The 17071-nt window shown below is 45.4% G+C and carries 7 protein-coding genes and 2 pseudogenes; 1 reads left to right on the top strand and 8 read right to left on the bottom strand.

Annotated elements, in window-relative coordinates; all coding sequences use genetic code 11:
• Window positions 1-229: 229 nt before the first annotated feature.
• The 4 genes and pseudogenes from NSB03_RS11935 to NSB03_RS11920 all read right to left on the bottom strand — a co-directional run.
• Window positions 230-367, bottom strand: a pseudogene (locus tag NSB03_RS11935) (cupin domain-containing protein); the annotation flags it as partial.
• Window positions 368-467: 100 nt separating this feature from the next.
• Complete coding sequence (locus NSB03_RS11930; protein WP_024987347.1) at window positions 468-1799, bottom strand: mechanosensitive ion channel family protein; 1332 nt, start codon at window positions 1797-1799, stop codon at window positions 468-470.
• Between the two features lie 24 nt (window positions 1800-1823).
• Window positions 1824-2831, bottom strand: a complete 1008-nt coding sequence (locus NSB03_RS11925; RefSeq protein ID WP_024987348.1) for a DUF4435 domain-containing protein — start codon at window positions 2829-2831, stop codon at window positions 1824-1826.
• Between the two features lie 62 nt (window positions 2832-2893).
• Window positions 2894-3751, bottom strand: a complete 858-nt coding sequence (locus tag NSB03_RS11920) for an AAA family ATPase (protein WP_024987349.1) — start codon at window positions 3749-3751, stop codon at window positions 2894-2896.
• 168 nt (window positions 3752-3919) lie between these two features.
• Here NSB03_RS11920 and NSB03_RS11915 point away from each other — a divergent pair, with 168 nt between their 5' ends.
• A complete protein-coding gene (locus NSB03_RS11915; protein ID WP_024987350.1) occupies window positions 3920-4837 on the top strand; it encodes a DMT family transporter in 918 nt (305 codons plus the stop codon).
• A gap of 116 nt (window positions 4838-4953) precedes the next feature.
• Here the strand turns inward: NSB03_RS11915 and NSB03_RS11910 are convergent, their stop codons facing one another.
• The 4 genes and pseudogenes from NSB03_RS11910 to NSB03_RS11895 form a co-directional block, all read right to left on the bottom strand.
• Window positions 4954-8976: a glycoside hydrolase family 2 TIM barrel-domain containing protein gene (locus NSB03_RS11910; protein ID WP_135034939.1), complete on the bottom strand. Its 4023-nt coding sequence runs from the start codon at window positions 8974-8976 to the stop codon at window positions 4954-4956.
• 186 nt (window positions 8977-9162) lie between these two features.
• On the bottom strand, window positions 9163-10254 hold the full coding sequence (gene meaB / locus NSB03_RS11905; protein WP_024987351.1) for a methylmalonyl Co-A mutase-associated GTPase MeaB: 1092 nt from the start codon (window positions 10252-10254) through the stop codon (window positions 9163-9165).
• Between the two features lie 11 nt (window positions 10255-10265).
• Window positions 10266-11333: a DUF1573 domain-containing protein gene (locus NSB03_RS11900; protein WP_121765227.1), complete on the bottom strand. Its 1068-nt coding sequence runs from the start codon at window positions 11331-11333 to the stop codon at window positions 10266-10268.
• 109 nt (window positions 11334-11442) lie between these two features.
• Window positions 11443-16512: pseudogene (locus NSB03_RS11895) on the bottom strand (alpha-2-macroglobulin family protein); the annotation flags it as partial.
• Between the last annotated feature and the right edge of the window lie 559 nt (window positions 16513-17071).

Here is a 17071-nt window from a genome sequence, read left to right as displayed (position 1 = left end):
TAAATATACATAAAAGTTCTCTCATATCAGCGGATAGAGAGAACTTTTTTTTCGGTGGGGACTTTTTAGTCAGCCCCGCCTGTATCCATTACGGGATACGGGCGTTTCCATACAAGGAAACTATAGGAAACTCTATTGCACTGGTTCCTAACCCTATAAACGTTTCGCAGGAATGCACTAGATAAGCTTTTTCTTCTTTCGGTAATTCTCACGGAATTCTTTAGGCGACGTAGTCGCCTATTATCTCGGATGAATCTCCTACCACCCGCCTTACTCCCGCCGCTTTCTCCGTGAAGTTCAATTCAAACTCGGAATGGTTGTGGATGGGATAAGTGAATTCAGTCTTATAGCGTTCCGCAATGTAAAAGGAGTTATCTCACGGATAATTTGGTTAGGTAACGGTGTGTTCATGACATAAGTAGTTTATTATGATTTTATCGGACTATCGCTTGTTCTTATCGTGCTTGTCAGTTCTCTATCTTTACGCCTATCCGGCGCAAATCCGCTCCCGAAGGATTTTGGAATACCTGTAAGTCAAACTCGGGGATGATGGCAAGTACATGGTCAAAAACATCCGCCTGTATGCCTTCATACGCCACCCAGACTTTATTGGCGGAGAAGAAATAAAGTTCTAACGGAATACCGGTTTCGGTAGGCTGGAGCTGACGCACCATACAAGTCATGTCCTGATTGACGGTGGGCAGGTTCTTCAGATAATTGGTAAGATAGGCGCGGAAAACTCCCAGATTGGTCTGCCGGCGGCCGTTCACCAGTATTGAATTGTCAATATCGTGTTCCTTGTTATATTGTTCCACCACTTTCTCCGTTTCGTCCACATAGTCTTTCAATATTTGTATCTTCCGGTACTTTGCCAGCATTTCCGGTGTGCAGAAGCGTACGCTGGTCATGTCTATATTGATGGAACGCTTCACACGGCGGCCACCGGATTCCTGCATCCCCTGCCAGTTCTGGAAAGAGTCGCTGACCAACAAGTAAGGCGGAATAGTGGTAATGGTATTGTCGAAATTACGTACTTTCACAGTATTCAAAGTTACTTCTATCACTGTGCCGTCAGCACCGTATTTCGGCATCGTAATCCAATCCCCTACTTTCAACATATTGTTGGCGGAAAGCTGGATACCGGAGACAAAGCCCATGATACTGTCTTTAAAAACCAGCATCAGCACGGCAGCAGAAGCTCCAAGTCCGGTCAATAGCACCACAGGACTTTGCTTTATCAGGATACTGATGATGATAATAGCTCCTATAAAGAATAGAATCACTTGTGCTGTCTGAAGAAGCCCTTTCAGGGGTTTGTCCTTATACTGCTCGCGTGCGCTGTACACCAGATAAATGGCAGTACATAAGGCACTCACGAAACGAAGGAATACGGCAAGTATGTAAATCAGGCAGAGCCGGCGAAGAAAATCGAGCAAGGAGGAATCCGCATGTTCGGGGAATGCGATAGGAATGGCAATATAGATTAATATCGGTGCGACCATCCGGCTGACATTCGCCATTACTTTGTCATTAAATACAATGTCGTCCCAAGTGGCTTTCGTTTGTTTCACCAGCCTGGATACCGTGCGCAGGATAATCTTACGGCAAATCAGGTTAGCCAACAGAGCTACACCAATGATAATCAGTAATATGATAAAGTTATCAATCTTATCCGCCCACACTTCATCCACACCCATTGACAACAAGGTATCGTTCACGCCTTGCATCATTGCATTACCGATATCTTGCGTCTCTCCATCCACCAGTGCAACAGGCACTGCATTTATTACTTCTTCCATAAGCTGTTTTCTCTCTTTTTCTTTTTAGTTTTCTTTCCCTTTTTCTAAATACTCATGTATATCTTGTCTCAGCCAGTCATAGTGGAACAGCCGTTTGTAAGCTACGTTCTTCTTCAGCATGATTTCCACATTCACCTGACTGTTCTGATAGCAAGTCAGTTCATTCTTGAATTGTTCACTATGTTCGGCCAATCGTTTGATTTCCTGTTCACGTTCCCGACGCAGCACCGTACATACGGGAATCAGAAGTTTCATGACCACGCTATCCATGACATGGTGTCCCTGCATATATAAATAGGTGGTTTCCGGCATCAACCCCAATTCTCTCAATTCATTACCCAGCGCATTCACTTGGTTGATGATACGGGAGAAACGCTTTTTCAGTTCCGACAGTTTTTGGTTGACGCGCCGCTGCAAATCTTCCAGGCTCTTTTCAGGATGCTTGATACTTATCTCCCGCAAGGCAGTATAGGTGTGGAAGTCGTACATTGGGAAAGTATAGGTATCCCGTTGGCGGTAGAACCACACGTTCCACAGGAAAAGAGGATATACAATTTCGGAATACCGTTTCAGGTAGGCATTGAAATCAAAGATGAAGCGGTCGTTCAATGTAGCTTGTACGCATACTTCATGCAAGCTTTCGGCAAAACAATGGTAGTTTTCAATGGCGTATGTATAGGTTTGGAATATGTATCTGTTCCGGTTGATTTTGCGGGAAGTATTGGTGGCTCCCTGCAACAGGAAGTCATAATCGCTGTCTACGCAGGCTATCAGGCTTCTTCCCAGTTCGGCTGTGTTCAGCGTGTTCATGAGAACCATCTTTTTCCCTTTCGCGAGGGAGTTGGCGGAAGGGAGCATCACCTGGAAATAGTGCTCGTCATCTTCAAACTCTTCGAGCAGGGTACGCCAGAAAGCGATGTCGTCATAGCTTTCTACGTATGCTATGATGCGACGGCGGGCTTTCTTCGGGTAGAGTTTATGGGCTGCGTTGAAGTATGAAGAAGTCAGGTTATCTCGTAGTGATTTTGCCATGTAGATAGTGATTAACGGTTTAGTGATTAATGATTAATGGTTTAGTGATTAGTGATTAGTGACTAATGGTTAATGAGCGGGGGTACTTTAAATCCGTTCGCTTCCGTTGAAATATCACTTACTTCCGTCACGGCATCCAGCCAGCCTTCCATGATGACAGCAGGTGAATGGGTGGTCAGGATTATCTGTACGTTCGGATTCAGTTCACGTATCATGGCAATCAACTTCTGTTGCCATTCTATATGAAGAGAGGCTTCCGGTTCGTCCATAAAGAGTACACAATGGCTGTTGTCCTGCACGAGTACGGTGAGCAGGATGACGAGCATTTGCTTTTCGCCGGAAGAAAGTTTGTAGGGAAACAGCAGTTCGCCGTCCTGATAGAAGGCGATGTCGTTCCGTTTGCGGTCTATCTTCTTGCGGGTGTAACTGAAAAGTTCGTCAATCATATCCTGAAAACGGCGTTTGGCTATGGACAGGGTAGCAGCCCTGCGACGTTCTTCTTCATCGTCACTGGAAAGCATTTCTATCATTTTGTTGCCGATGTTGACCTGATAGTCGAGGTAGCGGCGTTGCAGTAGATAGAGTTGCCAGTCCAGTTCGGACTTTACGTTCTTATCGGCCATGCGGGCGGTGAAGTCTCCCATCATCAGGGGACGGTCGTAGCTCCGGATAACGTCGTAGGGGATATAGGTTGCTTCGGGATTGTCAAAGAAAAGACGTACTCCGTTCTTTTCGTCACTTTTCATTTCACCGTAAAGTTCTTCGAGATAGCCGACGGAACGGTTCAGAATGGTGGTCTTCCCCACTCCGTTGATGCCGGAAAGAATGTTCACATCGGGACGCAAATCCCATCCTATATTAAAGCGTTCCCATAGTCCGTGGATTTCGATACGACGGATATAATTGGCCTGTTGTTCCATAATATTCAGTATTAATCAAGGCAAATATAAATAAATCATATGACAAAGTTGCTAGTAAACTCATCAAATTCTGAAAATACAAGAATAAAAAACTACCTTTGTAGCCGTTTTCTCTTTTCAGATGTTATTTTTATTAAGAAAACATATCGCAAACTAAATCTTATCAACATGAACAAAAGTAAGAATTTGTACGGTCACCTATTTGCACTTACAGCAAACGTCATGTGGGGGCTGATGGCACCTATCGGCAAGTCTGCCCTCCAAGAGTTTTCCGCCCTTTCCGTTACAACTTTTCGTATGGTGGGTGCAGCAGCCGCTTTTTGGTTACTTTCTATATTTTGCAAGCAGGAACACGTGAATCATCAGGATATGCTTAAAATATTCTTCGCTTCACTATTCGCTTTAGTATTCAACCAAGGAGTATTTATTTTCGGACTGTCAATGACTTCACCTATCGACGCTTCGATTGTTACGACGACTTTACCGATTGTGACCATGATTGTAGCTGCTATTTATCTGAAAGAGCCGATTACAAACAAGAAAGTACTGGGAATTTTCGTAGGCGCCATGGGAGCACTTATTCTTATCCTGAGCAGCCAAGCGGGAAGTAATGGCAACGGAAGTTTGATTGGCGACTTGCTTTGCCTAACTGCACAAATCAGTTTCTCCATTTATTTAACCGTATTCAAGGGACTGACTCAGCAATATTCGGCAGTGACCATCAACAAGTGGATGTTCGTTTATGCTTCCATGTGCTATATACCGTTCTCTTACTACGACATTTCCACAATCCAATGGGCTTCTATTTCTACTATCGCTATCATTCAAGTGCTTTATGTAGTGTTAGGGGGAAGTTTTCTTGCCTATCTCTGCATTATGACTGCGCAGAAACTACTTCGTCCTACGGTTGTCAGCATGTACAATTATATGCAACCGATTGTAGCTACGATTGCCGCCATTATTATGGGAATCGGTAGTTTTGGCTGGCAGAAAGGAGTGGCTATCGCACTTGTATTTCTTGGAGTATATATTGTGACGCAAAGCAAGTCGAGAGCAGATTTCGAGAAGATAGGGAAAGAATTATAAAACCTGAGAGTTTGTCAAAACTCCCTTTTTAACGAAATCCCCCACGCTACATTTATCTTGAACAGTAGCGTGGGGGATTTTTATTTATAAGAGGATAAATGGCTGCGAATAGCCTTTTAGTTTGCCAGAATCGTAAGTTCTGCTCCCGACGCAAAATCCTGCCCGTTCTGCGAACTCAACGCAGTAAAGCGGATATAGCGTGCTTTGACAGGTTTGTCGAACAATACTCTCTTTTCTTTTGAGTTGTTGGTAAAGGTTCCTTTCTTAACAGGCGTTCCCCATTCTTTTCCATCCATACTGACTTGAATGGAGTAGTCTTTAATATTACCGTTATTTCCATTCTGACGTGGCAGGTAGGTGAATCCTTTGATTTCCTTTACTTCTCCCGCATCCAAATCCACCCAATGCGGATACTTGGCTACCGTAACAGAATACATGGTATGCCAAATGGTATTCGGGTCATTATCCGTCAGGTTGGAAGCATCACCATCGCCCGATTCCTGACTACTGGCATATACCACTTCCGTACGGATACTTTCTATCTTTTCGAATGTCATCGTAGCGTTTACTCTCGGGTCATGTTCATACCATGCCTTTATAGTCCCCCCGTCACGCATCGGAACAGGAGTTGTGTACCTGTTCGCTTTCTTGTCTCCATTCAGTGAATAAAGAATCACGGCATCCTTCCTTGCAGACTTCAATTCCACCCGACCGGCACGATCACGTATAATGGAAAGAGGTATTTCACCGGCAGGAGCGACATTGGCAATAGCAGTCAAATCCACCTTATTCGCAGGACGGATAATGAAGCCCATATTATGCTGGTCTGCCAATACACGGTCTTGTACGAGCGGGCCACCCTGACCGCAACTGTTTCCACCCAATCCGGTAACCGCACAATCCAAATGCAGATAAGTATCACTTGCTTTCGGTAACTGATAAGGATGTGAAGCCAAAATCAGGTCGAGAGCAGAATACTGAAGAGCAGAAGCCGACAGACGGTCGGTAGCAATAAAGATAGCACCCTTACCGGCTTGATTGGTCAATGCACACCAACGGACATCCTCATGGTTACCCATATCCTGTGGTTTCGGGAAGTTCACAAACTCTCCGGCCACGGTATTGGTATATTGTTCGATGAACTGTCCTGTCTTACGGTCGGCATAATTATCTATCGGGCCACGGCCATAATACGTAAAGTCTGCATATTGCTGCGGCATTTTCACCATATAACCCAAACGAGGGAGAACGAGACTCGAACGATTGGAAGTAATGCTTGCCTGCAACTCGATAGAACCATCCTGATAAACAGTCCATATCTGATTGGTAGTAAACTTAAAGTCGTTATTATCAAACTTCCGGTCTGTCAGTTCCTCAATGCTGTTTTTACCGGAGCTTGTGCCGCCTTTGATGCGTGCACCGTTCGGAGCTTGAGATTCTACCGTATAGCTCACCATAACGGTATTATCTTTTCCGACTACCGTTACTTCCTTCACTGTATGAATCAAATTGTGCAAGCCATGTTCAAACCAAGGCTGATAGAACCAGTTATCATTATTCGTGAAAGCACGGAGAGCATCCAATTTCGGGCCATTCCCGTCTGTTATTACTTTTTCACCGCCATAAGTCAGGTTATAGATGCTTCCGGTCTGTGAATCAAAATTCACTTCGAAGCCTGTTCCTGTTATCTGAACATTCCTTGTTTTAGGGTCAACAAGGCTTTTCAGTTCTTCTGAACCAGCAGCCACTTCGCTGATTGACGGACGGTCGGTAGCCGCTTTGACTTGAATCTGTTCTTCAGCCATCACAAAATCCTTAGCAGCCCAAGGCATCTTGTCTTTCAGGACAAACTGCACTTTTACAAAGTATTCGGCATCCTTTTTAAGAGTTTGGTTGTAAGGCAGCGTAACCTGCATACGTTGACGGGGTGCTACATTAATATCCATCGGCTGACCGGTTTGCACTGGTTTTCCATCTTCGTACAATGACCACACCAATTGATAATCATCCGCCAAGTTCTTGAAATAATACTTATTGAAGACTTCGAACATGCCTTTTTCAAGGTTAACCGCTTTTACATCTATATTCTGATATACTTTCTTCACTTCATAATATTGCGGTTTCGGCTCCAAATCACCGAATACAATGCCGTTCATTACAAACTGACCGTCATTAGGAGTATCCCCAAAGTCACCGCCATAAGCCAAGTAGCGAGTGCCCGTCTTCGGATCATAATTATACATAGACTGGTCTACCCAATCCCAGATAGCGCCACCACAGAAGAAATTGGTAGACTCCATCGCATCCCAGTAATCCACCAGATTACCACAGGCATTACCCATCGAATGAGCATATTCCGAAATATGGAAAGGATACTTAATGTCATATTTTCCCTTCACCGCACCGCGTACCCAACCGATAGACGGATACTGGTTAGAGCCCATATCCACAATATCATTATTACGTTCATACTGCACGGGGCGGGACAAATCAAACTTCTTCAACGCATCATAAGCAGCCACAAAGTTCTTACCCGGCCCGGCTTCGTTGCCCAACGACCAAATAACGATAGACGGATTATTCACATTAGCGTGTACCATCTCCATCACACGGGCTACATGCGCGTTCTTCCATTCCACCGGATGAGAAAGGGAAGCAGCGCCATAATAATATTCATGTGATTCGATATTCGCCTCATCTTCCAGATAAATTCCGTATTTATTACACAAAAAATACCAATAAGGATCATCGGGATAATGCGAATTACGCACATGGTTGATATTCGCACGTTTCATCAGCATTATCTCTTTTTCCATCATCTCACGGGTGATGGCATGTCCTACTGCCGGATTGGATTCATGACGGTTTACCCCTTTCAGCTTGACAGTTTTTCCATTGATATAGTAGTAACGTCCTGCAAGCCCGAATTCATCCGCCGATGCAGGCGTATCCTTAATTTCCACCTTACGGAATCCCACAATAGTAGAAACCGTCTCAATCGTCTTGTTCTTCTTGTCCTTCAGCTCGGCTACCAACGTATAGCGATACGGAAACTCTGCCGACCATTTATTCGGAGCTTTTACGTTAAAAACCGTCTGAATCCGGCCCGTTTCGTTCGGTTCAATTTTTTCTATCACAGGAGACAAGATACCATCCACCAACGTATTCTCGTCAGAGTAGAGCTTGTTGGCATACAAAGAATAATACACTTTATAATTCTTGGCCGCTTTCTTATCCAAATTACGAATATCGGCATTGATAGTCAGAGAACCGTCCGTATAAGCCGCATCCAAATCGGGAGTAGCCACCAAGTCGCGGAAGTGAACTTTAGGCACCGAATACAAAGCTACCGTACGGAAGATGCCCGGCAAACGGAACATATCCTGCGCTTCCAGAAAGGAGCCGTCCGAGCTGCGATATACTTCGGCAGCCACCATGTTCTTGCCTTTTTGCAGATACGGGGTGATATTAAAATTAGCGGTATTGCGTGAATTTTTGGAGAAACCTACATACTTGCCGTTAATCCACAGATAGAAGAAAGAATCCACCCCATCGAAACTGATAAAGATTTCTCGTCCGTCCCAATCCTGCGGTATATCAAAATCACGGCGGAATGAGCCCACTTCATTGCGGTCTTTATAGGTAGTCCAGTTGGCAGGCGGCGTGCGCATCACTCCCCCACGCCAGTCGTCCACCTTCACACTATGCTGGAAGATAACCGGTTGATTGACATAAACAGGCGTTCCATACTTCTGGCTTCCGTCTTTCTGAATACCATAAATATTCCAACTGGACGGCACGGGAATTACATCCCACGAAGTAACATCAAAATCAGTCTGATAAAAATCTTTCGGACGGACATCGGGATTAGACGACCAATGGAACTTCCAGTCACCATCCAGCGATAGCCAGAACTTACTGTTCTCTGGCAATACTTTACGTGCACTTTCCAAATTCTGGAATGAAAAGAAGTAAGCATGCGGCTGTTCCTTATTCAATGCCAGATTTTCGGGAGATTCCCACTCATTTCCTGCCGGAGCACTCACCGAAGCATACGTGAAGCCCTCTAATGGTTGGCCTGCAAAACTTTGTGTTGTCAGGGTACAACACAAAAGACCGGTTAACAAGGTTTTGTTCATAAGGTATTTAATTCGATAACAATTATTTATGCCATGCATTTATATCTATGCTTTCCACTTTATAATAAATACACGCAAAAGGCATAGAGTCCTACATGAAAACAAAAAATTTAACGTATTTTCTCTATTTTAAAGATAAAAAGTTTATTCAGCAAGCGACTCCTGCCACCAAGCTTTACGGTATTCTTACTTCAAATCTTCAAAATAAGTATCGAGCAAACTCTTCGCGGCAACGAATGAAGTCAAGTTGCCGCCCAGCACCTGACGTTCCTTTTCCTGAAGCATCGCTTCAATCTTCGGGTTATGATAGAAACTGTCGCGCAGTTGCTCGTTGATGCTTTCATACATCCAATATTTGCTTTGTTCGTTGCGCCGGTATTCAAAATAACCGTTCTCTTTTACAAAGTCAATATACGCATATACCATGTCCCACACTTCCTTGACACCTATATTATAAAAACCGGAATAGGTCAGTACTTGTGGCGTCCATCCCGATTCGGGTGCAGGAAACAGATGCAAAGCGCTGCGGAATTGCGTAGCGGCCAATTTTGCACGTTCCAGATTATCACCGTCCGCCTTATTTATCACAATGCCGTCCGCCATTTCCATAATACCGCGTTTGATACCCTGCAATTCATCCCCCGTCCCCGCCAGTTGAATCAGCAGGAAGAAATCCACCATCGAATGAACAGCCGTTTCACTCTGTCCCACACCGACGGTTTCCACAAAAATCTTATCGAATCCGGCAGCTTCACAAAGCACAATCGTCTCACGTGTCTTGCGTGCCACGCCGCCCAACGAACCCGCTGACGGGCTAGGTCGTATAAATGACTTCGGATGTACGGAAAGCTGCTCCATACGGGTCTTGTCTCCCAAGATACTCCCTTTACTGCGCTCACTGCTCGGGTCGATAGCCAATACAGCCAACTTCCCCCCTTTTTCGAGCACATGCAACCCGAACACATCTATCGACGTACTCTTTCCCGCACCGGGAACGCCACTGATACCCACCCGAATAGAATTGCCGGAATAAGGCAGACACTTCTCTATCACTTCCTGAGCAATAGCCTGATGCTCAGGCTTCACACTTTCCACCAACGTCACAGCCTGACTCAATATAGTGACATCACCTTTTGTTATACCTTCCACAAACTCAGCTACCGAAAGCTGGCGTTTTTTAGGTTTCCGTTTCAAATAAGGATTCACAGACGAAGGTTGCTCAATGCCTTTGTTGACAACAAGCCCTTTGTATTCTTCACTATTTTCAGGATGTTCCATGACAATAAGATTTAGCGTTTGATATTGATTTCGACTTTCGGGCGCATCGGGTCGTTTGTTATCATCAGAATACGTAAATGATGTTTCTTATTACCTACATCACGCTTGCGAATCGTCACTTTGAGCTTCGTCATTCCATCCGGTGGAAGTACCGTTTTCTTCAGGCTCACCCCTACCGATGAATTAAAGACTTGCAGTTTGCTAATAATCAGCGGAGTTTTTCCCGCATTAGCAATCAATATATCATAGCTTACCTTTTTCTTCTTAATCAACGGCACGCTGAGGTCGATATCCGTTTCCGAAATACGCATGGCAGGAGCATTCAGAGAATCTGTAGCCGTCATACGCGAGAAATCGGGAAGAAGAATGGCCGAGACAGGTATTTCGTTATCCTCGCTTACCTTATCACCGGCGAAACGGGAAAGGTAAACCGAAGTCTGTGTCAATCCGTAATCTTTCAACTGGCTGGCATCCAGTGTCAGTTTGACTGTCCCTTTCTTTCCTTTCAACAGAACTTTCGGTTCCGCTTCCATTTTGAGATAAGGCGGCAAATGCATCAATACCGGTTCGTACGGACGGTCAGACAGGTTGGCAATGTTGAAAGTCAACGAAGGTTTCTGACCATGATATACATCGGTGAAAGCAAACTCGTCACGGTCCAAACGTATATTTCCGATAGCATACGGAAGAATCTTTGTAAAATCCTTCACTTCCTGCACCACCTCTCCGGTGAACTTCAGATAAACCAGATTCGGAGTAGCATTGCTATATATCCCGACCGACTTTTCAAAACGCCCCAATGCTTTCGCATCAAAAGAAGCCTTTACCGTCCCTTTCGCTCCCGGAGCAATCGGTTCTTTCGTCCAGTCGGCTACAGAGCAGGCACAGGAAGTAGTGACATTGGTAAGGACCAACGGCTGGTTACCGGTATTAGTGATTGTATATTCCACTGTCACCGGGCGTTTCCACTCTATTTGTCCAAAATTATGTGTCTCTTTATTCGAAGAGATACGGGGTTGGGCAACGGCTGCCAAAGCGACAGTAAGTAGAAAAAATATAGATAGTAAACTACGTTTCATGCGATACATTTTATATTTGGTGCACAAATGTAGCTGTTTTAGATGAGATATTGATTGGATTGAAAGGATTATTAACGGTGAACGCCAAACGTTCACCGTTAATAAATAATTATTTCACTTCCACCGTCATTGAGGCGGAATGTGAAGCATATTCTGGCGCATAGGCACATTGCATGGTCGCCAATCCCGTTTCGTAGGTTCCTGTACGGCTCACGCGGTAACTATATTCCAGCACATATACCCCTTTTCCAAGATGGTCGAAGAAGAAGTTGGTGGAAGCATCCTTGATATCTACATAATAACCGATTCCGTTGTTCCAGCGATAACCGGATACGCTGCCGATAGGTTCGAAGCAAGCTCCACGCTGGTCTTTCAACTGTACGAAGTCCATTGCACGGTCTACGCGGATACTCAAGCGTGAAACGACTTTATCACCTACCTTGAGAACTGTCTTCGCTGTTATAGGTTGTAATTGAGGGGCGTTATTTACCATACGTTCCACATACAATTGTTTCTCTACATTCAACTCACCGCCCTGTTGTTTCACATCACTTATAGGCGATTCGTATTCCGCATAAACAGCTCCCCAGACAATACCCGGATTTCTCTTTTCTACTTCAATCTTGCGGGCGTCCACCACATTTTTCTGCGTAAACGAACGCTTGATGTATCCAAGTCCCGGAACGGTAGTCTTGCTCGGTGAAACCGTTTCCATCACTTCATTAGCAATCACGATACGTACGTCGCCCTGGTTATCGAGCAGGTTAGTGCCTTTCATCAGTAGCGCATATACCGCATCGGCAGTAGCCACCGGAGAGTTCCACTGCTGCGTCTGTTTCTGCTTCAGCAACCAGAGCTTCATTTCCTCTACCGTCTCCGTGTTGCCGCCCATCAATTCCAATGCCTCCATCACGTCTACGTGAGCCTGCATCTTCATACCGCCCCACATATAAGGATTCTCGTTGAAAGCGAAGAACATACCCTGCTCGTCCGTTTTCGTCAGATGTTCTTTCAAGGATGCGACAAACTCCTGCGCCTCTTTCTTATGTCCCGCCTTATCAAGCACGATAGCAGCGATAGCCTTGGTATCCATCGAAACTGACGGAAGCAGTTCTTTTACCTTGGAGAGATAATAAGCGTAAGCCGCTTTATTGGCCGCAGGAACCTGTTCACTGGAAATGGCGATAATATACAGATATTGCAGGATACTGCCCGAAACTCCCGTGAACTTCGTCCCTTTTTTCTGCTCTTTCAGAATATTCTTGTATTCTTCCAAAGCCGACCGGTGTAGATACTTCAACGCATTAGTCTGCAAAGTAAGCGCGGTTCCGCTCAACTTCTCACCTGTCAACAAGGCAAGGCGGGCGTTCAATTCCGCAATATAAGCAGTAACATAATTACTACCGTTCATACCTTTATACCATGACCATGCACCGCTTGAATTCTGCAATTCCTGCAATCTTGTCAAGGCAGCGATATTGTTGCTGCGGATATTGTTCAAGTCGAACAACGTAGCGATACGCTCTTTCTGTTGTTCTTCGGTCTGCGCTTCGAGTACCCATGGCGATTCTGACAAGAGGATATTCTTCACTTCCTGATTCTTTTGCAGATTGCTGAGGAATGTCTCTTTTGTACCACCTTGAAGTTTCCAGCTATCGAACACTGCCTTGATACGTGGCCGGCTGTTCATTATATATGAAGCCAATGTATTCGCATAATAAGCAGTAGCCCACGAAATGGCATTATTATTGACCGGAAGGCTCAAAGAGGGCAATGCCTGAATAGCATACCAAGCTGGATTTCCGGTAAATTCAATCGTCAGTTTACGGTCGGTTGCCGTCTTGCTGTGCTGATTGAACAGGCTATCGAGTGAGAAAGTACGGGTTTCTTCCCCGCGTACAGGCATCGGAAGCGTCTCTACCAGATGTTCCTTGTCACTAAGCACCGGAAGCAATTGTTGTTCCCCGTCGCTGAACGTGCCGCTGTCGGCTATCATCCGGCATCCCAGTATTTCGTATTTATCACTTACGGTAAACATGAAATTCACACCAATCGTCTTTCCGGCAGCTATCGAGAATTTCTGCTTTTGCGTACTGATAACCTTTTCCGTCATCGGGTCGAAAAGAATCATGCTTACTGTTCCTGCTTGCAGCTTACCTGTCATGTTGGAGATAGAAGCTGCAATGGAAGTTTTGTCCCCTACACGTACGAAACGCGGCAGATTGGGAGTGAGCATAAATTCCTTGCTCGTCGTGGCTTCACCGTCCAATGTCCCCGTCAACATTCCCTTTGTATGAGAATATCCGCGGAAGTTCCAACGTGTCAGACTTTCGGGCATGGTGAATGAGAAAGAAATCTCTCCTTGCTCGTTGGTACGGAGTTGCGGATAGAAGAAGGCTGTTTCGGCAAGATTTGTACGCAGGTCGGCAGGGGCTTCGGGAAGTGTCTCCTCTTCGGAGAATGTATCCGCTTTACCAGCCTCTACCGGTATCATTTCTGATTCAAACACTACATCTTGGACAGCATCGGTTACTATAGCCGGTGAAGACATCTCTTTCTTCACGCTCCGGCTCGCCACTCCCCGTATCATAATCCTTCCTTGCGCCGATGCACCATATGTTGCCGCATTTTTCGTTACCGCAAACAATTCTTCAACACCGAATCCAGGCTGCACGACAAATCTGTCATACAACATTGCAGGCACTTTGAGATTCTTGTTATTCCACCAGTAATTGAACGAGTTATTTCCGGCATACTCGCTCATCCAATTAAAATAAGGAAGTATCTGATTATAATAAACCTGAAAATCCTGGCGGCGGTTCCATATTTTATCCAGTGAAGCATCATACATCGTTGCCAGCATCTCCGCATTGGCGGCTTGTCCTTGCGGCGTCTTAATCGTCAGTTTCCATTCTTCCTTCTGTCCGGGACGCAATTTATCACGGAACACTTCCCACTTCATCGCCAGCGTCTTGTCCGGCAACCGCTTCTTCACCTGAACCTGTTCCTGACAAACTTGTCCGTCTCTTACCATACAGAAGTTCACAAAGATACCGTCGCCATAACTTTCCTGATACGGATAGGTAAAGCGCATAATCGTATCGGACAAATTCAGCGCCTTGCTTTCCAACAGCTTATCACCGCAGAATACGTTCATCATCACATAAGCATCCTTTTCCGAAGTTCCGAAACAGAACACAGCCGGATGCGTTGCATCAAATTCCGTATTCGGTGCATAGAACCATACGGTAGACTGCACAGGCGGACGTTTGTCTTCCCGTGAGAAAAGCACCGTGTTAGCATCTGCCGTCACTTCTTTTCCCTGATTATCTTTCACCGATGCTTTCAGCACATAAGCTCCCGACGGGATATTCTTCCAGTCGAGCGTCATTTCCTCATTGGAAGTAAATGTCCCCGTTAAAACCGGTTTCTCTTCCAGTTGTTTGAAATCCTGGTCTTTGGCAGGATATAAATAATAATTTCCTTTCACTTCCACAGGCTGTCCGTTCAAGTTCTGCGCCTTAAACACAATGCTGAACGGCTTATCCTTACAAGTCTTTTCCTGCAACTCCGCCTGCAAAACCAACGAACGGTTGCCCGCCGAAATCACATCCGTAGATGATTGCGTCTCACCCGCCACATTGGTAGCGGTGGCTTCAACGGAATAGCGGTAATAGACTTTATCATTATTCTTGTAAGCGTCACTCTCTTCCAGGCGAACCGGAATTGTAAATTCCCCATTCGCGTCGGCAATCACTTCTCCTGAAGCAATCTGCGTGGATTCCGAGATTCTCCAAAAACTATAAGTAGAACGCTTCACCGTATATTTCACCGGAAGGTCTTGAAGCAGCACACCACTATAAGACTGTATCTTACCTTTCACTTGTACTTCATCTCCGAGTTTGTAACTTCCGGTCTGTTTCTCAAAAGTGATATCAAATGTCGGACGTTTATAATCCTCTACACGGATGCTCGTCCTGCCATCCCCCGCCGTTAAAGAGAACATCCCGTTCAGGCAGGCGGAAGGTAACGCAAAATCAGCGGTAAATGAACCGAATTCATTGGTACGTACAGACTTTTGTCCCACTTCCTGATTGTTTGCGTCCAATAAAACGACTGTATAATCCTTGTTCGGCAGCACATTGGCAGTATCCGATTTCTGCATATAAGCAATCCCTTTCACATATACCGTCTGTCCCGGACGATACAGGGAACGGTCGGTCAGCAGCGTCATGCTTTCAGTCACTTTATTTTCATCACCGTAATATCCGAAACTTCCGCCGTAAATACCCTGTCGCGGCATCGCTGTATCCGCGCCTTTCGATGCCTTCAGATAGCGGTATTCGGATTTCCAAGGGAATACGACTTTACCATCTTCTCCGGTCGTGAACTCCTGCAACACTTTTTCGTCATTGCTATACAGCGTGACTTTCGCATTCGGTATAGGATGCCCGGTCTGTCCGTCCAGCGTCGCCACTTCATATTGCTTTTCAGGCAGGCGGCATGTCAACACTTTGAAACGTGTCACGTTAAAGGCGCTTTCGCTATCCCTCTTGGCACGAATATCGGGTACGATACGCATTATATAAGAGCCTAAGTCGGGAGACTTGAAAGTGAATACCGTATCTTGCGAGCGGTAGTCCTCCGGACGAAGAATCGAATAATGCTGTTCCTTCACCAGTTTTTTCGCCTGATACAACCGTACGGTGAAACCATCCAGATTCTTATGTGCAACATTCAACTTTATCTCTTCATTCGGGAAAGCCTGACTTTCCGCCCTGACGTTCAAGTAAGGTGCCAAAATCTCCTCGCGAAGATTCTTCAGCGCATTTATCCTGCGATAATTCGGATAAAGTCGAATCGCTTCGTCACAAAGTTGCAAGGCATTGAGCTGCTGTTGTTTCTCGATGGCATAGCGGGCTTGCGCCAAATAGACTTCCGCAGTGACGGGTTCTGACGCAAACTTACTTTTCAGTGTATTCAACGCAGTCAGAAACGTATCTTCCGTCAATCCCAAAAGTCCTTCCTGTACCTTGAAAGGTACAAAACTCCTATCCGCATTGCGTCTCCATTCCAAATAATTGAGCGCAGTCAATATATACCCTTCTTTCAGGCCGGCAGCTTTATAAGCGGCAATCATGCTTCCGTAGATGTTTATTATATCTTGCTTCACAAGGGAAGGCGTGTTCTCATTGAAACCGTTGTTCCGCGCCAGTCTTTCTATCTGATTCAAAGATTCGATGCCACGGGAAGCCAGCAGATGATACATATCATGGTGATAATATTCGCTCGTCTCGCCCAATTCAACAAAAGGGATATAATTCCGCGAGGAAGTTTTGAGCAGCAATACCGAGTCAGCCAACGCTTCCTTTATATTTGCCTGTACTTTCTCGACGAACATATTTGCTGTCCATTCGCGCATATCGGCAGAAGGGGTTTCCCCTACGATTTCCGTCCTTTGCCGGAGTTGCCATTGGTTGCTGGCAGCATAATTCGCATAGATATCTGCTATCAAAGAGTGTAATATTGCACGGTCCATCGGCTGGTCTGTCTGCTTTGCCCATTGTTCCAGACCTTTCAGACCGACATAGAAACTGTCGGGAGTCAAAGTCTCCTGAGTTTTCATCCGCCATATATAGGCTTTCAGCATTTGGGCGGAGTTCTTTTCTTTCTCTCCTTTCTGATAAATCTCATCAGTCAATTTGATTACCGTTTTAGGCAAGCTCTTCTTTTGCGCC

Origin of the sequence: Bacteroides acidifaciens, from assembly GCF_024623065.1 — a bacterium.
GTDB lineage: Bacteria > Bacteroidota > Bacteroidia > Bacteroidales > Bacteroidaceae > Bacteroides > Bacteroides acidifaciens.
Note: the sequence above shows the minus strand (reverse complement) of the source record. Positions and strands in the feature narration are given on the sequence as shown.